Annotated in this window: 18 protein-coding genes; 14 read left to right on the top strand and 4 right to left on the bottom strand. The window is 67.9% G+C overall.

Features of this window, described 5'->3' with window-relative positions; genetic code table 11:
• Nucleotides 1-13: 13 nt before the first annotated feature.
• The 12 genes from J8I82_RS25385 to J8I82_RS25440 all read left to right on the top strand — a co-directional run bounded on the left by J8I82_RS25385 (nt 14) and on the right by J8I82_RS25440 (nt 11,949).
• On the top strand, nt 14-1,375 hold the full coding sequence (locus J8I82_RS25385; RefSeq protein WP_209761600.1) for an acyclic terpene utilization AtuA family protein: 1,362 nt from the start codon (nt 14-16) through the stop codon (nt 1,373-1,375).
• A gap of 27 nt (nt 1,376-1,402) precedes the next feature.
• Nucleotides 1,403-1,768, top strand: coding sequence for a DUF4387 domain-containing protein (locus J8I82_RS25390; RefSeq protein WP_209761601.1), 366 nt, complete (start codon nt 1,403-1,405; stop codon nt 1,766-1,768).
• Between the two features lie 129 nt (nt 1,769-1,897).
• Nucleotides 1,898-2,923, top strand: coding sequence for a tripartite tricarboxylate transporter substrate-binding protein (locus J8I82_RS25395; RefSeq protein WP_245180108.1), 1,026 nt, complete (start codon nt 1,898-1,900; stop codon nt 2,921-2,923).
• Nucleotides 2,924-3,134: 211 nt separating this feature from the next.
• Nucleotides 3,135-4,661, top strand: coding sequence for a Fic family protein (locus tag J8I82_RS25400; protein ID WP_209761603.1), 1,527 nt, complete (start codon nt 3,135-3,137; stop codon nt 4,659-4,661).
• 267 nt (nt 4,662-4,928) lie between these two features.
• Nucleotides 4,929-6,149: an amine dehydrogenase large subunit gene (locus J8I82_RS25405; RefSeq protein WP_284183148.1), complete on the top strand. Its 1,221-nt coding sequence runs from the start codon at nt 4,929-4,931 to the stop codon at nt 6,147-6,149.
• A complete protein-coding gene (locus J8I82_RS25410) occupies nt 6,146-6,691 on the top strand; it encodes a MauE/DoxX family redox-associated membrane protein (RefSeq protein WP_209761604.1) in 546 nt (181 codons plus the stop codon). Before J8I82_RS25405 ends, J8I82_RS25410 begins: the two co-directional genes overlap by 4 nt.
• 33 nt (nt 6,692-6,724) lie before the next feature.
• Nucleotides 6,725-7,312 carry a methylamine dehydrogenase accessory protein MauD gene (gene mauD, locus J8I82_RS25415; RefSeq protein WP_209761605.1) on the top strand — a complete coding sequence of 196 codons (588 nt, stop codon included), beginning with the start codon at nt 6,725-6,727 and terminating at the stop codon, nt 7,310-7,312.
• 18 nt (nt 7,313-7,330) lie between these two features.
• On the top strand, nt 7,331-7,846 hold the full coding sequence (locus J8I82_RS25420; RefSeq protein ID WP_209761606.1) for a methylamine dehydrogenase light chain: 516 nt from the start codon (nt 7,331-7,333) through the stop codon (nt 7,844-7,846).
• Nucleotides 7,843-8,292: a c-type cytochrome gene (locus J8I82_RS25425; RefSeq protein WP_209761607.1), complete on the top strand. Its 450-nt coding sequence runs from the start codon at nt 7,843-7,845 to the stop codon at nt 8,290-8,292. The genes J8I82_RS25420 and J8I82_RS25425 overlap by 4 nt, the downstream gene beginning before the upstream one ends.
• Nucleotide 8,293: 1 nt before the next feature.
• A complete protein-coding gene (locus J8I82_RS25430) occupies nt 8,294-8,728 on the top strand; it encodes a c-type cytochrome (protein WP_209761608.1) in 435 nt (144 codons plus the stop codon).
• Between the two features lie 42 nt (nt 8,729-8,770).
• Nucleotides 8,771-10,270 carry an aldehyde dehydrogenase family protein gene (locus J8I82_RS25435; RefSeq protein WP_209761609.1) on the top strand — a complete coding sequence of 500 codons (1,500 nt, stop codon included), beginning with the start codon at nt 8,771-8,773 and terminating at the stop codon, nt 10,268-10,270.
• 29 nt (nt 10,271-10,299) lie between these two features.
• Complete coding sequence (locus J8I82_RS25440) at nt 10,300-11,949, top strand: amidase (protein ID WP_280908151.1); 1,650 nt, start codon at nt 10,300-10,302, stop codon at nt 11,947-11,949.
• Here the strand turns inward: J8I82_RS25440 and J8I82_RS25445 are convergent.
• On the bottom strand, nt 11,946-12,956 hold the full coding sequence (locus J8I82_RS25445; RefSeq protein WP_209761610.1) for a helix-turn-helix domain-containing protein: 1,011 nt from the start codon (nt 12,954-12,956) through the stop codon (nt 11,946-11,948). The two genes, J8I82_RS25440 and J8I82_RS25445, sit on opposite strands and share 4 nt — an antisense overlap.
• Nucleotides 12,957-13,278: 322 nt before the next feature.
• Between J8I82_RS25445 and J8I82_RS25450 the strand changes: the two genes are divergently transcribed.
• Together J8I82_RS25450 and J8I82_RS25455 are read left to right on the top strand one after the other, a co-directional pair.
• The gene (locus J8I82_RS25450; RefSeq protein WP_209761611.1) at nt 13,279-13,725 is read left to right on the top strand and encodes a DUF305 domain-containing protein; all 447 of its coding nucleotides are present in this window, start codon (nt 13,279-13,281) and stop codon (nt 13,723-13,725) included.
• Nucleotides 13,726-13,736: 11 nt separating this feature from the next.
• A complete protein-coding gene (locus J8I82_RS25455) occupies nt 13,737-15,125 on the top strand; it encodes a beta-propeller fold lactonase family protein (RefSeq protein ID WP_209761612.1) in 1,389 nt (462 codons plus the stop codon).
• Between the two features lie 8 nt (nt 15,126-15,133).
• Here J8I82_RS25455 and uraH read toward each other — a convergent pair whose 3' ends face one another.
• Genes uraH through J8I82_RS25470 form a run of 3 tightly spaced genes read right to left on the bottom strand, consistent with a single transcriptional unit; the run spans nt 15,134 to nt 17,363 of the window.
• Entirely contained in the window at nt 15,134-15,469 is a 336-nt protein-coding gene (gene uraH / locus J8I82_RS25460) for a hydroxyisourate hydrolase (protein ID WP_209761613.1), read from the bottom strand.
• 30 nt (nt 15,470-15,499) lie between these two features.
• Nucleotides 15,500-16,021: a hydroxyisourate hydrolase gene (locus J8I82_RS25465; RefSeq protein WP_209761614.1), complete on the bottom strand. Its 522-nt coding sequence runs from the start codon at nt 16,019-16,021 to the stop codon at nt 15,500-15,502.
• Between the two features lies 1 nt (nt 16,022).
• Complete coding sequence (locus J8I82_RS25470; RefSeq protein ID WP_209761615.1) at nt 16,023-17,363, bottom strand: MFS transporter; 1,341 nt, start codon at nt 17,361-17,363, stop codon at nt 16,023-16,025.
• Nucleotides 17,364-17,497 lie beyond the last annotated feature (134 nt).

Genomic DNA, 17,497 nt, shown 5'->3' on the forward strand with positions numbered 1-17,497 from the left:
CGGAGAACCTTGCATGCAGTCGCTGCAGATCATTTGCCCCAACGGCCATCTCGGCTTTGCGCCGCTGCGCACCGGCAGCTTCGAGCTTGGCGTGGCCGCCCGGCCGGACTACATCGCGGCCGATTCGGGCAGCGATGACGTAGGCCCGGTGCCGCTCGGCTCGGATACTTCGACCAGCCCCGAAGCGTGGCAGCGCCACGACCTGGAGCACATGCTGCTGGCCTCGCGGCGCCTGGGCGTGCCGATGATCATCGGCTCGGCTGGCGACACGGGCACCAACAGCCGGGTCGACCTTTACGTCAGCATCATCCGCGAACTGGCGCAACGGCACGGGCTCAAGCGCTTTCGCATCGGCTACTTCTACTCGGAGGTTCCGACGTCGCTGGTCCGCGAGAAGCTCGGCGCCGGCGAGACCATCCGTGGCCTCGACGGCTTTGCCGACCTGACGCTGTCCGAACTGGACAGCACCGAGCGTATCGTCGCCATGGCGGGCGTGCATCCGTATCTCGAACTGCTGCGCCAGGGCGCAGACGTGATCATCGGTGGCCGCAGCTCCGACGCCGCCGTGTTTGCCGCGCCGGCGCTGCACCACGGCTTCGCGGCGGACCACGCCTACTACCTGGGCAAGGTGCTGGAGTGCGCCTCCTTCTGCGCGGAGCCGTATGGCGGCAAGGAAACGGTACTGGGCGAGATCACCCGCGACGACGTCCGCGTCACCGCGATGCATCCGGACCAGCGCTGCACCGTTGCCTCGGTGGCCGGCCATGCCATGTATGAACGCTCCAACCCCTTCGAGGAATTTGTCGCAGGCGGCAGGCTCGACATGCGCCATTGCCGCTACGAGCAGCTCGATCCGCGCACGACCCGCATCACCGGTTCGCGCTTCGAGCCCGACCAGCTCGTGCGCGTCAAGCTGGAAGGCGCCGGCAAGGTCGGCGAGCGGTATGTGGGGCTTTGCGGCATCCGCGACCCGTACACGATTGCCAATGTGGACCGCGTGATCGCCTGGGCCCGCGACCAGGTGCGCGCGCGCTTCGGCGATAACGGCTACGAGCTGCACTACAACGTCTACGGACGCGACGGCGTGATGGGCGAGCTGGAACCGCTGCGCGACCGTCCCGGCCATGAGTTGTGCGTCATGGTCCAGGGCGTGGCGCCAACGCGCGAGATGGCGGAGGAAGTCGCGATGATCGGCCTGCGCCAGATGTTCTATGCGCGCCTGCCCGACGTCAAAGGCACCGCCGGCTCGGTGTCGTTCCCGCTGGACGAGGTGCTGCGCGCCAGCCCCGCCTATCGCTGGACGCTGAACCACACGATGGCGGTGCACGATCCGCTGGCACTGTTCCCCACCCATGTTGTCGAGGCCGGCGTCTGAGGCGCCAGATTTCCCAGGATATTCATCATGACCACCGCCAATCCGACCGCGTTCGCCGCGCCAACCCCCCATGCGCCGGCGCAGAAGCTGCACGAACTTGCCAAGACCATCCGCAGCAAGAACGCCGGGGTCAACAAGATCACGTTCGACATCATCTTTCGCGAGGCGGCGCAGTATGAGCGCGTCAAGCGGTCCGGGGTGCTGAGCCGCGAAAGCATGGCCGCGCTGTTCGGCGTCCCGGCCACGCGCATCAGCGATTTCGTCGAATACGATCCGGCCTTCGCGATCAAGTTCACCATGTACCGCCAGCGCCCGAGCGGCAGCGCCGGCGACGGCGACATCTTCGGCGCCCAGCAGTATGCACCGCTGCTGGAACTGGAGATTCCGGCCTGACCTGCGCACAGCCAGCGCGGCCGGCACCGGCTGGCCGCGCGCGGGCCTGTGGCATCGCCGGCGCCGCCCGGTTGCGCCGGCGGTGCCGTCCTGCAGCCTTGCTGCACTACGATGAGTTCGGACAGACGTATGAACAAGACCTCTTTCAAGCGCATTTGGATCCGCCTGGCGCGCACCCTGCCGGCGGCAATTGCCACGGCAGCGCTGGCGCTCGCCCCCACGGCCGGCGCCGCGGCCGCGGACAATGCAGTTGCCGTGCCGCCGCTGATGCGGATCGTGGTGCCGTTCTCGGCAGGCGCCAGCAACGACGTGATCGCGCGCGCGATTGCGCCGGCATTGGCCCGTCGGCTCGGCAACACGGTGATCGTGGAGAACCGGCCCGGCGTGGCCGGCGTGCTGGGCGCGGATTACGTCGCCAAGTCGCCACGCGACGGATCGGTGCTGTTACTGACGTCGTCGACCTTCCTGACCGCCGCGGCGACGCAGGCGCGCTCGCCATATGACCCGCTGACCGCGTTCGCGCCGGTTGCCCTGGTTGCCGACGGGCCGCTGCTGCTGGCGGTGTCGTCCACGCTCGCGGCGTCGAAGTCGATCCGCACCGCCGCGGAACTGATCGCCGCCGCGCGCGCCAAGCCGGGGGCCATCACCTACGGCTCGGCCGGCGTCGGATCGCTGGGCCACCTTGCGACAGAGATGCTGTGCGACACCTCCCGGGTGCAGATGATGCACGTGCCGTACAAGGGCGCGGCCAATGCGCTGATCGACCTGGCCGCGGGGCAGATCGATGTGATGATGTCGAACTACAGTTCGATCGCCACGCAGATCAAATCCGGCAAGGTCAAGCCGCTGGCCGTGACGTCGGCCACACCGAATCCCGCTTTCCCGGAGTTGCCAACGCTGGCGGCGTCGGTGCCGGGCTATGGCATCGAGATCTGGGTCGGGGTGCTGGCCCCGGCCGGGACGCCGGCTGCGCTGGTGCAGCGGCTCAATCGGGAAATCGCCGAGATCGCTGCCTCGCAGGAGGTGCGCGTGGTGCTGGAGCCGGATGGCTCGCGTCCGCTGGCTGTCAGCCCGGCCGAGTTTGGCGCGCGGATAAAGCACGATCTCGCACAATGGAAGCGGATTGCCGCGGAACGCAAGATCATTGCGGAATAGCCCCTTGCGTCACACTACCGTATGCGAATTGGTAATCGAGAGCGTCTCCGGTAGGTGTTTAGATAAGCCGCATAGGTGGTCTGGCAATTTGGGCGCTCGGCTTGCATATGCAATGTGGTAAGCCGATGCGCCATAAATAGACGAAGTAGTAATCGACGTATAAACTCTGGTAATTCCCCATGCCTCCATTACCTCACTCCGCAGTCCGCTTATGGCTTACGCTCCACTCGGCTACAGCGCCCTGATTGCCAGGTTCAAGCTGCGCGTTCCGCCCCTGCATTCGATATCGGAACTGGCGGACAAGACAGGCGTGCTGAGCACGCATACCGGCGCCGACGGCAGCGTAAGGACTGTCTATCCCAGAAATCGCTACCGCGGCGACGATACGACCCTCGACCATCTCACCTTTGCGCTGCGCAAGGAACCGCTGAATCTGACCGTGCTGGCCGCGCTGTTCGAGCATCAGGAGGCGGTTGAAGAGGTACGGCAGTGGCTGGCGGCTTCGCCCGGATCGCGGTACGCGCGGCTCAGCGGGTTCTATGCCAAGTGGCTTGCCGGCGCGCAGTTCGACTACAAGCTGCCGGCCGGAACTGCCCGCGTTGCGGCGCTCGACGAAGCGGACTACGTTACGGGCGACAGCCAGCTCGACGCCCAGTTCGGCATCGTGAACAACCACCTCGGTCCGGCAGCATTCTGCCCCTTGGTACGTCGCACCGAGCGCCTCCAGGCATTCATCGGCGCCGATCTCCCGGGCAAGATCGCCGCCGCGATCAACCGGCTCGAACCGGAAGTCCTGGCGCGCGCGGTGGACTATCTCTACCTCGCCGAAACGCGTTCGACGTATTCGATCGAGAAAGAGCTGCCCGACAACCAGCGTGTCGCCAGGTTCAGGCGCCTGCTGGAGTTTGCCGGTGCGGCCGTGCCGCTCGACGAGGCGCAGTTCTGCGAATGGCAGAACGAGATCATTTCATCGATCCGGGCGGAGTACGCCTATCGCGATCGCCAGAACTGGCTCTCGCGCGGCGGACGGCTGCGCAACATTGCCGACTACATCCCCCCGCCCCCGCAGCAGGTCGAGCCGATGATGGAAGGCCTGGCACAGGTTGCCGGCCTGATCAAGACGAAAGCGGCGCACCCCCTGGTCATCGCGGCGTGCGTTGCATTCGGCTTTGTCTATATCCACCCGTTCTACGACGGCAACGGACGCCTCCACCGCTTCCTGATCCACCATCTGTTGCGCCAGGCCGGCGTGACGCCGGAGGGCGTCGTGTTGCCGGTATCGGCCAGCATGCTGAAAAACCTGCCGGTCTACGCCGGCTTGCTGAAGGACTACTCGGCGCCTCGCACGGGACTGCTGAACTATGTGCTTGACGCGGACAGCGATACGATTCTCATCAAGTCGCCACAACCGTATTGGCTCTATGCCTCGTTCGATGCGACGGCGCTTTGCGAGTTTGTCTTCGAATGCGTCCAGCAGTGCGTCGAGGAAGACCTGGCGCTGGAGATCCGCTACCTGAAGGCCTTCGATGCCAGCGTGGCCCGCATCGAAGGATGGCTGGACCTGCGCCAGGCGCGCCTCACCAACCTGATCGACCTGGTCGTGCAGAACCACGGCGAGCTCTCCAACCGCAAGCGCACGAAATTCACCGAATTGTCCGATGCGGAGATTGCGCGGATCGAGGAAGTGGTGCGCGACGAATTCGCCGATTACTTCGAAGCCACGGCAAAGGCAGCCTGATTTCGCGAGCGTGTTTGAGGCACCTCGGGCGCCTCGGGCGCCGCACGATTGCCAAAATCGGATATCCGTAGCGGCCGCTGGATGGCCCGATCAGGCCGTGCGGGCGCCAGGAATGCCGGCCCTCGCGCCCGGCGCCCCCTCGCCGCGCCGCCACATGCACGGCGCAACTCAGTAGATCTCCCGGTACGCCGGTTGCCGATTCCGGCTAACGCCCAGGCCCCGCCACTTCATAGACTGCCTCCATCCCGCTTCCCACAGGAGACAGTCGTGACGCACCCAAGCAGGAACGCACGCCCCGCCATCAGAGCGCGGCAGTTCGCACGTTCCGCACCCCCGGCGCTGCGCGCATGGTGCCTTGCCATATCGCTTGCATCGCTCGCCATCGGCGCGGGCAGCGCCGTCGCCGAGCTGCCGCCCGAAACGCTGAGGATGGCCACGCTGGCGCCGGCCGATGAGAACCGCCTCTACATCTCCGACGTTGCGTTCCGCCACATGGTCGACGGCCGCCTGCACGTGGTCGACGGCAAGCAGATGAAGTACCTCGGCCTGGTGCCGACCGGCTTCGGCGGACAGTCGCTGCTGTCGCCGGACAAGCGCACCATCTATGTGGTTTCGACCTTCTACCCGCGCCTGTCGCGCGGCGAGCGGACCGACGTGGTCAGCCTGTACGATGCCGGCACGCTGGCCTACCGCAGCGAGATCGTGATCCCGCCGCGCCACGCGCAGTCGCTCAACTACCGGGGCATCATCGCCACGTCCGCGGACGGCCGCTTCCTGTATGTGCAGAATGCCACGCCGGCGACCTCGGTCAGCATCGTCGACCTGAAAGAGAACAAGCTTGCGTCCGAGGTCCAGACGCCGGGTTGCTGGGGCATCTTCGCCAGCGCCGCGTCGAGCCAGCGCTTTCACTCGCTGTGCAGCGACGGCGCCATGCTGACCGTCACGCACGATGCCAATGGCCAGCCTGCCGGCCAGAAGCGCAGCGCGCGCATGTTCGATCCGCAGGAAGACCCCGTTTTCCTGCATGCGGAGCGCATCGGCAACACGCTGTACTTCGTTTCCTTCAACGGCAACGTCTTTACCGCCGACCTCTCCGGCGAAGCACCGTCCTTTGGCAAGCCGTGGCCCATCGTCGATACGGCCGACACCAGGGGCGGCTGGAAGCCTGGCGGCTATCAGTTGTTCGCGCTGCACGCCGCCACGCAGCGGCTCTATGTCGGCATGCATCCGAAGAGCCGCGAGGGCTCGCACAAGACGCCCGCGGCGGAGATCTGGACCATCGACCTGGCCAGCCGCAAGCGCGTGGCGCGCGCGCCCGGGCAAAACGCGCTGGCACTGACCATCACGCAAGGCGCCAGGCCGACGCTGTACGCGCTCGACGCGATCAAGGCGGGGGTGGTCGCGCTGGATCCCGCGGCACGGCTGAAGCCGGTCGCGCGGCTGGATAACGTGACCGAGAACGCCGTGCAGGTGGAGGCCCATCAATGACCGCTGCCCTGCTGTGCGCCGATCCCCTTGTCACCGCTGCCTGCAGTGCGGCCGCGGCGCTGGTGCTGCTGATGTCGGTGCTGCCCAAGCTGCGCGACTTTGAGCGCTTCCACGCGGCCCTCGACGCCTACCAGCTGGTTCCCGCCGCATGGACCCGTGCCGCAGCAATGGCCTTCGTTGCCGCTGAAACGGGGGCCGCGCTGCTGCTGGTGGCACGGCCGCTGCAGGCGGCTTCGGCGGTCGCCGGGCTTGCCGTCGTCGGCCTCGCCACCGCTGCCGTCGGCATCAACCTGGCGCGCGGCCGTCGCGATATCCGCTGTGGCTGCGATGCCGAGGGCGTGCCATTGTCGGGGGGCCTGGTATGGCGCAATGCCGCCTTGCTGGCGGTACTGGGCGCGGCGGCCGCATCCGCCGCGGCAGCGCCCACGCGCGTCATGGCGCCGCTCGATTTTGCCGCCGCTGGCTTCTGCGCCCTTGCGCTGCTGCTGATGTGGCTGGCCAGCACGCAATTGCTGGCCAACGCGGTCCGCGCCCGCGCCTGACCCTCCCTTGATTTCCTTCTGACCGAGACCGTGATGACTGCTCTTGTGATTGCCAATGTCGTGCTGTGGATCGCCGTGCTGGCGCTGCTGCTTGGCCTGTATGCGCTGGCCCGCCAGGTCGGCATCCTCTATGAACGCGTGGCCCCGATGGGCGCGCTGGTGATCGACGCCGGCCCGCGCGTCGGCCAGCCGTTGCAGCCGTTCGCGCTGCAGGACGTGCGCGGCGGCGCTGTCGCCGTGGGCGGCCAGCAAGCCGCCGCCACGCTGCTGTTCTTCCTGTCGCCGACGTGCCCGATCTGCAAGAAGCTGATCCCGGTGCTGAAGTCAATCCGCGCCAGCGATCGCGGCTGGCTGCGCATCGTGCTGGCGTCCGACGGCGAGCAGCCGGAGCATCTCGCCTTCCTGAAGCAGGCCGGCCTGGGCGAATTCGAATACGTGCTGTCGAAAGAACTCGGCATGCACCTGCAGATCGGCAAGCTGCCTTACGGCGTGCTGCTGGACCAGCAAGGCACCCTGCGCGCCAAGGGCCTGGTCAATTCGCGCGAGCAGCTGGAGAGCCTGTTCACCGCCATGGACCTGAACGTGGCGTCGGTGCAGCAATTTCTTGAAACCCACGCCTGAGCGCAAGGAGAACGTGTGATGTGGTTCGACAACCTCTTCGAGCGCCAGGCGCGCCGGGCCGCGCAACGCGTCGGCCGCCGCAGCGTGCTGGCCACGCTGGGCAAGGCGATGGTAGGCGGCATGGCGCTGCCGGTACTGCCTTTCGACCGCAGCGCGCATGCCGCCAGCGCGCACGGCGCGCGCACCGGCAAGCCGGCCGACGAAACCGCATGCGATTACTGGAAATACTGCGCGGTCGACGGCTTCCTGTGCTCGTGCTGTGGCGGCACTTCGACAACCTGCCCGCCCGGCACCGAACCGTCGAAAGTGTCGTGGGTCGGCACTTGCCGCAACCCTGCGGACGGCAAGGACTACATGGTCAGCTACAACGACTGCTGCGGCAAAACCACCTGCGGCCGCTGCGAATGCAATACCAACGAGCGCGAGCGCCCGGGCTACAAGCTCGGCGTCCACAACGACGTGAACTGGTGCATGAGCAACACCAGCACGATGTTCCACTGCACCACCTCGATCATTCTGGGAGTCCAGGAATGAAGCCGTCCGTCCTGATCGCCGCCGCCGGGGCGGCATTGCTGGCCGCCCTGCCCGCCGCCGCGGCCGACCTTGCCGCGCAGGGCAAGGACCTGTTCGCCGCCAACTGCGCGGCTTGCCACAACGCCGACGCATCCGGGATTGCCGGGGTCGCGCCGCCGCTGGCCAATGCGCTGCGCGAGCGGCTGGGCGCGCCGGCAGGCCAGGCCTACCTCGCCAACGTGCTGGTGCACGGGCTGGCAGGCCCCATCGAATCGCAGGGGCAGTCCTTCAACGGCATCATGCCGCCCTTTGCCGCGCTGCCGGACGCCTCGCTGCTGGCGATGATGGCGTGGCTCAACACGCAGAACGGACAGGCAGCGACTGCCGGCGGCGCCGAGGCGCTGGTCAAAGCGCGCGCCGAGCGCAAGACGCCGGGCGCCGTGCGCAAGCTGCGCGAGGCCCGCTGACATGGGCCGCGCCGCGCCACGCCGCGTCGTGCGAGTCGTGCGGATCGCGGCCACCCTGGCCTGCTGCCTGGTTGCCGCGGCGGCGCATGCCGAGGGCAGGCTGCAGCGCGGCCAGGCCAGCTACATGCTGCACTGCTCGGGCTGCCACCTGCCGGATGGCTCGGGCAAGCCGGCCGCCGGCATTCCGGACATGCGCCTCACCGTGCCACAGCTGCTGCGTTCCGCCGCGGGCCGCGCGTTCCTGGTGCAGGTGCCTGGTACGTCAGGCTCGGACCTCACCGATGCGCAGATCGCCGAGCTGATGAACTGGATGCTGCCGGCGCTGACCGCGCAGCACGACGCGGCCCCGTACACGCCGCAGGAAGTGACCCGCTACCGCAATGACCGGCTCGACGATGTCGCCGCGCACCGCGCCGCGATCCTGCCGGGCCGCTGAACCCGAAACACCTACACCGACAACGATCCGACGAGGAGACCCATGGACACCCGCACCGACCTGCTTCTGCCCGCTACCCGCGCCTTCCTGCAACGCCCCAAACGCATGCTGATCGGCGGCCAGTGGGTCGCCGCTGCTGACGGCGCCGTCTTCGTCAGCGAGGACCCCGCCACCGAATCGACGCTGGCCGAGGTGCCCGCCGGCAAGCCCGCCGACGTCGATGCCGCCGTGCAAGCCGCGCGCCAGGCCTTCCGGCAAGGCGCGTGGGCCGCGATGCGCCCGTCCGACCGCGAACGCCTGCTGCTGCGCCTGGCCGACCTGGTCGAGGCCAATGCCGACGAACTGGCGCAGATCGAGGCGCTCGACAACGGCAAGCCGGCCAGCATGGCGCGCGCCGTCGACGTGGCCACCGCCGCCAGCTTCCTGCGCTACATGGGCGGATGGGCGACCAAGCTGCACGGCGAGAGCCTGGACGTGTCGGTGCCGCTGGTGCGCGAGCGCGAGTTCGTCGCCTTCACCCGGCAGGAGGCGGTAGGCGTGGTCGGCGCCATCATCCCGTGGAACTTCCCGCTGCTGATGGCGGCGTGGAAGCTCGGTCCGGCGCTGGCGTGCGGCTGCACCGTGGTGCTCAAGCCGGCCGAGGAAACGCCGCTGTCCGCGCTGCGCCTGGGCGAGCTGATCGTGGAAGCCGGCTATCCCGCCGGCGTGGTCAATATCGTGACGGGCGGCGGCGCGGACTGCGGCGCGGCGCTGGCGGCGCATCCGGGCGTCGACAAGGTCGCCTTCACCGGCTCGACCGAGGTCGGCAAGCTGGTCGGCACTGCCGCCATGCAGAGGCTGGCCCGCGTCACGCTGGAGCTCGGCGGCAAGTCGCCGGTGATCATGCTCGACGACATGCCGCCCGAGGCCGCGGCGGCCGGCGCCGCGCAGGCAATCTTCTTCAACCAGGGGCAAGTCTGCACCGCGGGTTCGCGGCTCTACCTGCCGCGCAAGCATTTCGACGCCACCATGGAGGCGCTCGCCGGCATCGCCAACGGCTTCCGGCTGGGCGCGGGCATCGAGCCCGATACCACCATGGGGCCGCTGGTCTCGGCACGCCAGTGCCAGCGCGTTGCCGGCTATGTGCAGGCAGGCGTGCGGGACGGCGCGACGCTCGTCTGCGGCGGCCCGGCGGACACGTCGCGCGGCCATTTCTTCCGTCCGACGGTGCTCGCCGGCGCGCCGGACACCGCCAGCGTGGTGCAGGAAGAAATCTTCGGGCCGGTGGTGGTGGCCCTGCCCTACGACGAGATCGACGAGGTGGTCGGCCGGGCCAACGGCACGCCGTTCGGGCTTGCTGCATCGGTGTGGTCGAACGACCTGTCTCGGGTACACCGGCTGGTGCCGCGCATCAAGGCGGGCACCGTATGGGTCAACTGCCATAACCTGCTCGACAACGCCATGCCGTTCGGCGGCTTCAAGCAATCGGGGATCGGCCGCGAGATGGGCCGCGCCGTATTCGAACACTACACCGAGACCAAGTCGGTGATGATCGCTGTCTGAGCCGCGGACCGCCTGCAATGAGTACGACCATGAAGACCACTTCTCCCTCCCCCGCCGCCGCCGACGCCGCCGCTGTGGCGCAGCCGGCCCGCCGCCAGTGGCTGGGCCGGCTGGCCGGTACCGCCCTGACCACGGCCGCGGCCGGCGCCGCGCTGTCGCGCCCGGCCACTGCCGCAAGCCCTGGCGCCAATGCCGCGGGCCAGGCGGCAAGCGGCACGCCCGACCCGATCGTGATGATGCCGGCCTGGAAACTGTCGCGCGAGATCCATGCGCGGCGCGTATCGTGCCGCGAGGTCATGGCGGCCTATCTGTCGCATATCGATCGGGTCAACCCTGCCGCCAACGCCATCGTCGCCCTGCGCGAGCGCGACGTGCTGCTGCAGGAAGCCACGGCCGCCGACCAGGCGCTGGCCGCCGGCAAGCCGGGCGGCTGGATGCACGGCATGCCGCAGGCACCGAAGGATCTCGCGCTGACGCGCGGCATCCGCACCACCTTTGGTTCGCCGATCTTCAAGGACAACGTACCGGCGACCGACGCGATCATCGTCGAGCGCGTGCGCAAGGCCGGCGCCATCCTGGTCGGCAAGACCAATACGCCGGAGTTCGGGCTGGGCTCGCAAACCTTCAACACCGTCTATGGCGCCACCCGCAACCCCTATGACGCCACCCGTTGCGCGGGCGGCAGCAGCGGCGGCGCGGCCGCGGCGCTGGCGATGCGGATGCTGCCGGTCGCCGACGGCAGCGACTTCGGCGGCTCGTTGCGCAATCCGGCCGGCTATTGCAACGTGTATGGCTTCCGCCCGTCGATGGGCCGGGTGCCCTACGGCCCGACCGCCGAGGTCTTCCTGCAGCAACTTGGCTACGAAGGGCCGATGGGCCGCACCGTCGCCGACGTCGCGTTGCTGCTGGCCACGCAGTCAGGGCCCGACCCGCGCACCCCGCTCGCGCTCGAGCGCGACGCAACGCTGGCCCGGCTGACGCCCGACAACGTGATGGTGACGCTGGACGCCGACCTGAAAGGCAGGCGCGTGGCGTGGCTCGGCAACTGGGACGGCTACCTGCCGATGGAAGACGGCATCCTGCCGTTGTGCGAGCAGGCGTTGCAGGCGTTCCAGGCCTTCGGCGTTTCGGTCGACGCTATCAAGCCGCCCTTTGCGCCGGAACGCCTGTGGAAGACCTGGCTGGTCCACCGGCATTTCCTGGTTGGCAACGGCATGCTGCCGTTCTACCGCGACCCGGCCAGGCGGGCGCTGCTCAAGCCCGAAGCGGTCTGGGAAATCGAAGGCGCGCTCAAGCTCGATGCCGGCGACATCTATGCCGCCAGCGCCGAGCGCAGCGCCTGGGCGCAGGCGTTGCAGCAGGTCTTCGCCAGGCATGACTTCATCGCGGTGCCGACCGCGCAGGTGTTTCCGTTCGACGTGCGCGAGCCGTGGCCGAAACAGATCGCCGGCAGGCAGATGGACACCTATCACCGCTGGATGGAAGTGGTGTTCCCCTGGACGCTGTCCGGTTGCCCGGTAATCAGCGTGCCAGCGGGCTTCAGCCGCGACGGCCTGCCGATGGGCATGCAGCTGATCGGCAGGCCGCACGATGACCTGGGCGTGCTGCGGCTGGCGCGCGCCTATGAGCAGGAGCGCGACTGGGTGGGCCGCCACCTGCCGCGCGCGATGATGGCCTAGGCCTGGACGGACCCGCGGCGCCGTGCCAGCGTTTGCGACGGCAGTTCGCCGAAGAAGGCGCGGTACTGCGCCGCGAAACGCGGCAGATGGTGGAAGCCGAACTGCGCCGCTACGGCGCCGACGGGCTCCACCGGGCCGGCGCGCAGCGCCAGGCGCACACCGTTCATCCGCACCGCACGCACGAAGTCCAGCGGCGCCAGGCCGGTGACCTCGTTGAAGCTGTACTGCAGCGTGCGGCGCGATACACCCAGGCGCTCGCACAGCGCCAGGATGCTCCAGCCGTGGTCGGGGGCGGCACGCACCAGCGCGTAGGCGTCGGCCACCAGCTGGCGGCGCGCGCTTGCAGTTGGCAGCGGCTCGCGCGAGCGGTCGTCGTCCGCGATCAGCGCGGTCGCCGCCGCCAGCAGCAAGGCGTCGCGTATCGCGCTCTCCACGAAGCGGTTGCTGAACACCTCCGCTTCGATCGCCGCGGTCGCCAGCACCGACAGCAACGCGGCGCGCAAATCATTGCCGACCGCCGGCCGCAACTGGCGCACGCCGGCCAGCTTGTCGAGGCGGCGTGGCTCGCCGCTCGCCAGCGCTACCGCACGATCCAGCGCGGGCAGCGGCATGGTCAGCCCGGTCAGGTCCAGTTCGCGCGGGGTGCGCATCGCCAGCGCCTGGCCGTTGCCGGCGCACAGCAGCGAATATCCGTGCATGCGGTAGCCGTGGAACCAGCCATCCTCGCAGTGCACATGCGGCAAGGCGAGCGACAGATAGCCGCGCGCCGCTTCCCCCTCTTCCAGCAGCGCCTGCGTAGTCTGTTCGCGGAACACATGGACATCGCCGTAAGTGACCTGCGAGACCTCGGCCCGGAACATACCGGGCGTCAGTTGCTGGTAGCGCTGCTGCCAGCCGTCGAGTTCAGCCGCGGCAGCCTGCGGCTCGTCGGCAACGACATGGCGCAGCGCGCGCGGCGCGGTGGCTGCAGCGGACGGTTCGGTCGGGGGCGGCTGATTCGGGGGCATGGGAGGACTTGCCTTTTGCGCCGCGCCGGGCCTTGGGCAAGACGTAGCTGTGTTGCGGGCTGGCACCCGATGTGTCGTCTCGCCTGCCGCTGGCGGCAGGTCAGTGTAGCGAACGGTGGCAGCCTCATGGGAGCGGGAGAACCCTAAGGGCCGCCGCTGCGCAGCCATGATTGCAACGCCTGGCGGCTGGCAAGCGCCGTGCCCGTACGGTTGGTGTCCCGAGGATGTGTTGCGAAAAAAAGTTGGCCTGTGCGGAATAAAGCCGGTCCCAGGCGTGTTTACTCTGAAGCAGTCCGCGATCCACAACCGGAGAACGCCACACATGAAGTCCACCCTGCCCGCTTTCATGCTCGCTGCCATTGCGGCGGCGGCCGGTTCGATCTGCCTGGCAGGCGGTGTCCCGACGGTGTCGCATGATCATGGCCAGACGCCAGTGGCGCGGCAGCCGGAACCCTTTGTCGCCAGCACCGCCAAGCCGTTCGCACAACGCATGGACGACGCCATGGCCGTCATGGATGCAGGCATGCGCGCCGCCCCCATGAACGGCGACCCTGACCACGACTTCGTCGCGATGATGATCCCGCATCACCAGGGCGCCATCGACATGGCCAAGGCATTGCTGCTCGACACCCGGGATCCGGAATTGCGCAACCTGGCACAGGGCATCATCACCGACCAGCAGAACGAGATCCGCCTGATGCAAGCCTGGCTGGCCCGCCATCCGAAAACCGCGCCGAGCCGCAGCCCGGCACCTGCGCATTCTCACTGAAGGAATCCCACATGAAGCAGACCTTGCAGCTTGCGCTGGTCCTGGCCACGGTGTCGTCGCTCGCCGCCGCGGCACCGGCCGCCAGCGACCGCGTCTATACGGCGGACCAGAACAGCAACACCGTGTCGGTCATCCAGCCCGCCACCAATACGCTGCTCGGCCAGATCCGCCTTGGCAACGCTCGGCCCGATATCCTTTCGCCGCTCTACAAGGGCGAGATCAACGTGCATGGCCTGGGCTTCTCGCCGGATCACAAGACGCTGCTCGTCGTCTCCAATGGCTCGAACTCGGCGACGTTCATCGACACCGCCACGAACAAGGTCAAGGGGGTTGCCTATATCGGCCGTTCGCCGCACGAGGGTTTCTTTACCGCCGACGGCAAGGAAGCATGGGTGGTCGTGCGCGGCGAGGACTACATCTCGGTGATCGACCCGGCCAGCTACAAGGAGATCCGCCGCATCCCCACCGCGCCAGGCCCGGGCATGGTGCTGTTCCATCCCGACGGCAAGCTCGCCTTTGTCGTGTCCAGCTTTACGCCCGAGGTCGACGTGATCGATGTCGCCACGCACCAGGTCGTCAAGCGCATTCCGGTCGCCAGCCCGTTCTCGCCCTTCCTGCAGTTCACCCCGGACTTCAGCGAAGTGTGGATGACGCACAAGGACGTGGGCAAGGTCACCCGCATCGACACGCAAGGCCTCAGCATCAGGGGCGTGTTCGACACCGGCTTTATCACCAACCATATCGGCTTCGCCAGGACCGCGCGCGGCACGCTCGCCTACGTGACGGTAGGCGGCGAGAATGCGGTCAAGGTCTACACCACCGACGCCGAGCCGCGCCTGCTCGCGACCATTCCCGTCGGCGCGCTGCCGCATGGCATCTGGCCGTCCGATGACGGCAGCCGCATGTATGTCGGCCTGGAGAACGGCGACGGCGTCGACGTGATCGACACCGCCACCCAGCGCGTCATCGCCCGCACCCCGGTGGGACAGGCGCCGCAGGCCCTCGTCTATGTCTCCAACGCCGTGCCGGCCGGCGATGGCAAGGCAAATCTCGCGCCGCGTGCAAACAGCGATCCCGTCAACATTCCGCTCAAGGCCACCGGCGGCGCCGGACGCGGCTTCGTCGTGGCACGCAACCTGGGCCTGGTCGATGCGCTGGAAGTGTTCCTCTACCAGCTCAAGCCGCAGACGGTCTACAACGTCTACGTCTCTGGCCAGCGCACGCCCGTTGCAAGCTTCAGGACGAATGCCGCCGGCGCTGCCAATGGCACGGCCATCGGGCCGTTGCGCGAGGCGGTGCCCGCCTTGTCCACGAAGCAGCCTGCCGCCGCCACGCTGCTGGTGGTCGAGGGCAACACGCCGCCGGCCACCAGCAGCGCGGTGCTGACCGGCACGCAGTAAGTTGCGCTTCAGCTGCCCCGGTACGTGCCAAAACTCCACGGCGAGCACAGCAGCGGCACGTGGTAGTGCTGCGCGGCGTCCGCGATGGTAAAGCGCACGGGCACGATGTCGGCGAACGTGTCCGGCGCCTTGAAGTAGTCCGCCACCCAGAAGCGCAGCTCGAAGTCGCCGGTGCGGGCCTGGGCGGCGGGCAGCATGGGCGAATCGGTGCGCCCGTCGTTGTTGGTGCGCGCCTTTGCGATCAGTTTCGGGGGTTGCGTGCCGACGTCGAACAGTTCGATCTGCATGCCGGCAATCGGCTTGCCGAGCGATACGTCGAGCACGTGGGTGCTGATGCCTGCCATGATCTGTCTCCTTTCAATGCAATGCGGGCATCAGCTGCCGCGGTAGTAGTTGTAGCTCCACGGCCCGAACGTCACGGGCAGGTGGATGCGCTGGCTGGCGTCCGTCACGCGCAGGCGCAGCGGGATCTTCGACAGGAACAGCGGCTGCGGCAGGCTGGCCGTGCGGGCGGCGAAATATTCGTCCACGTGCATGACCAGCTCGTAGGTGCCGGTGCGGTAGGCGTCGCCGAGCAGCAGCGGCGGTTCGCTGCGGCCATTGGCGGCGAGCGTCACCGTCTGCAGCAGGCGTGGCTGTCCGTTTTCGATGCGGTACATGTCTACGCGCATGCCGGCTGCCGGCGTGCCGTGCCAGGTGTCGAGCGCGTGCATGGTCAGCCGGGGGCTGAGGCCGCCCTGCTGCACCGGGCCCGCGGTCTGGTTGGGCGCCGGAGTCGGTGCCGGGCTGGCGGCCAGCGCGTTGCCAGCCAGCAGCGCACTGCCCCCCAGCGTGATCGATTGCAGGCCGAAGCGGCGGCGGGCGGCGTTGAAGCCGGGATCGTGGTCGTCGTGCATGTCAGGCCTCGCGCTTGTGATGGAGACGGCGGATGCCGAACACAACCAGCACCGCAGCCAGGATTTCGATGGCGGCCACCAGGTACAGGCCGCTGCTGACCGTGCCGGTCGCGGTCTTGATCAGGCCCATCACATAGGGCGCGCCAAAGCCTGCCAGGTTGGAGACGGAATTGATCAGGGCCACGCCCACCGCGGCGGCGCTGCCCGCCAGATAGCGGTTGGGCAGTTGCCAGAACACGGGGATGGCGCTCATGGTGCCGACCAGCGCGGCGGTCATGGCCACCAGGGTGATCACCGGCGACAGCGCCTGAGTGCCCAGCAGCACGGCCAGCACGGCCATTGCCGCACCACCGACCAGCGCGGCGCCGCTGAAGTGCCAGCGCACCTCGTTGCGGCGGTCAGAGTGGGCACCGTTGGCGATCATGCCGACCGCGCCACAGAGGTAGGCCACCGCCGCGATCCAGCCCACCGCCATCGGCGTGGTGAAGCCGACTTCCTTGATGATGGTCGGGATCCAGAATGTCAGCGTGGAGTTGGCGCACAGCAGGCAGAAGAAGATGGCGATCAGCAGCCACACCTTGCGGTTGGTGAACAGCGTACGCCAGTCGTGCCCGCGCTCGCCCATGGCGGCGTTGTCGCGCTTCAGGGAATCGAGCACCACGCGCTTCTCATGGTCAGTCAGCCACTTGGCCTGCTCCGGCTTGTCGGTCATGTAGAACCACGCGAAGATGCCGGCCAGCACGGACGGAATGCCTTCGAGGATAAACAGCCATTGCCAGCCATGCATGCCGTGCACGCCGCCCATCGAGGTCATGATCCAGCCGGCCAGCGGGCCGCCGAGCACACCCGCGATGGCGGACGCCGACATGAAGGTGCCGAAGGCGCGGGCGCGCCGCTCGGACGGATACCAGTAGGTCAGGTAGAGGATCACGCCGGGATAGAAGCCCGCCTCGAACGCCCCCAGCAGGAAGCGCAGGATATAGAACTGCGTTGGCGTGGTGACATAGGTCTGCAGCATGCAGATCACGCCCCAGCAGATGGTGATGCGCATGATGGTCTTCTTGGCGCCGATCTTCTGCAGCAGCATGTTCGACGGCACTTCGAAGAAGAAGTAGCCGAGGAAGAAGATGCCGGCGCCCAGGCCATACACCGCCTCGCTGAAGCGCAGCGAATCCAGCATCTGCAGCTTGGCGAAGCCGATGTTGACGCGGTCCAGCCACGCCAGCACCCACAGCACGCCAAGGAATGGCAGCAGGCGCCACGACACCTTGCGAAAGACGCTGGCTTCCGCATCGTCCGCCGCGCCGGCGAACAGCGGAACGCCCTGTTTTGTAATGGACATGGAGTCTCCTGTCTTGTCGGTTTGTGTGGTGCCGCCATTGCCGCGGGGATGGTGCGGCGACGGCCTTCCGTCTGGATTGGGTGCAAGTATAGGAACGGGCCCGGAATGCGGAACGGGGGGGCTGGTATAGGCCC

It is taken from the genome of Cupriavidus consociatus, assembly GCF_017814975.1.
GTDB classification, from domain to species: domain Bacteria; phylum Pseudomonadota; class Gammaproteobacteria; order Burkholderiales; family Burkholderiaceae; genus Cupriavidus; species Cupriavidus consociatus.

Coding starts and splice junctions, on each gene's coding strand:
- J8I82_RS25385 (WP_209761600.1), top strand. CDS start 14: ATGCAGTCGCTGCAGATCATTTGCCCCAACGGCCATCTCGGCTTTGCG.
- J8I82_RS25390 (WP_209761601.1), top strand. CDS start 1,403: ATGACCACCGCCAATCCGACCGCGTTCGCCGCGCCAACCCCCCATGCG.
- J8I82_RS25395 (WP_245180108.1), top strand. CDS start 1,898: ATGAACAAGACCTCTTTCAAGCGCATTTGGATCCGCCTGGCGCGCACC.
- J8I82_RS25400 (WP_209761603.1), top strand. CDS start 3,135: ATGGCTTACGCTCCACTCGGCTACAGCGCCCTGATTGCCAGGTTCAAG.
- J8I82_RS25410 (WP_209761604.1), top strand. CDS start 6,146: ATGACCGCTGCCCTGCTGTGCGCCGATCCCCTTGTCACCGCTGCCTGC.
- mauD (WP_209761605.1), top strand. CDS start 6,725: ATGACTGCTCTTGTGATTGCCAATGTCGTGCTGTGGATCGCCGTGCTG.
- J8I82_RS25420 (WP_209761606.1), top strand. CDS start 7,331: ATGTGGTTCGACAACCTCTTCGAGCGCCAGGCGCGCCGGGCCGCGCAA.
- J8I82_RS25425 (WP_209761607.1), top strand. CDS start 7,843: ATGAAGCCGTCCGTCCTGATCGCCGCCGCCGGGGCGGCATTGCTGGCC.
- J8I82_RS25430 (WP_209761608.1), top strand. CDS start 8,294: ATGGGCCGCGCCGCGCCACGCCGCGTCGTGCGAGTCGTGCGGATCGCG.
- J8I82_RS25435 (WP_209761609.1), top strand. CDS start 8,771: ATGGACACCCGCACCGACCTGCTTCTGCCCGCTACCCGCGCCTTCCTG.
- J8I82_RS25440 (WP_280908151.1), top strand. CDS start 10,300: ATGAAGACCACTTCTCCCTCCCCCGCCGCCGCCGACGCCGCCGCTGTG.
- J8I82_RS25445 (WP_209761610.1), bottom strand. CDS start 12,956: ATGCCCCCGAATCAGCCGCCCCCGACCGAACCGTCCGCTGCAGCCACC.
- J8I82_RS25450 (WP_209761611.1), top strand. CDS start 13,279: ATGAAGTCCACCCTGCCCGCTTTCATGCTCGCTGCCATTGCGGCGGCG.
- J8I82_RS25455 (WP_209761612.1), top strand. CDS start 13,737: ATGAAGCAGACCTTGCAGCTTGCGCTGGTCCTGGCCACGGTGTCGTCG.
- uraH (WP_209761613.1), bottom strand. CDS start 15,469: ATGGCAGGCATCAGCACCCACGTGCTCGACGTATCGCTCGGCAAGCCG.
- J8I82_RS25465 (WP_209761614.1), bottom strand. CDS start 16,021: ATGCACGACGACCACGATCCCGGCTTCAACGCCGCCCGCCGCCGCTTC.
- J8I82_RS25470 (WP_209761615.1), bottom strand. CDS start 17,363: ATGTCCATTACAAAACAGGGCGTTCCGCTGTTCGCCGGCGCGGCGGAC.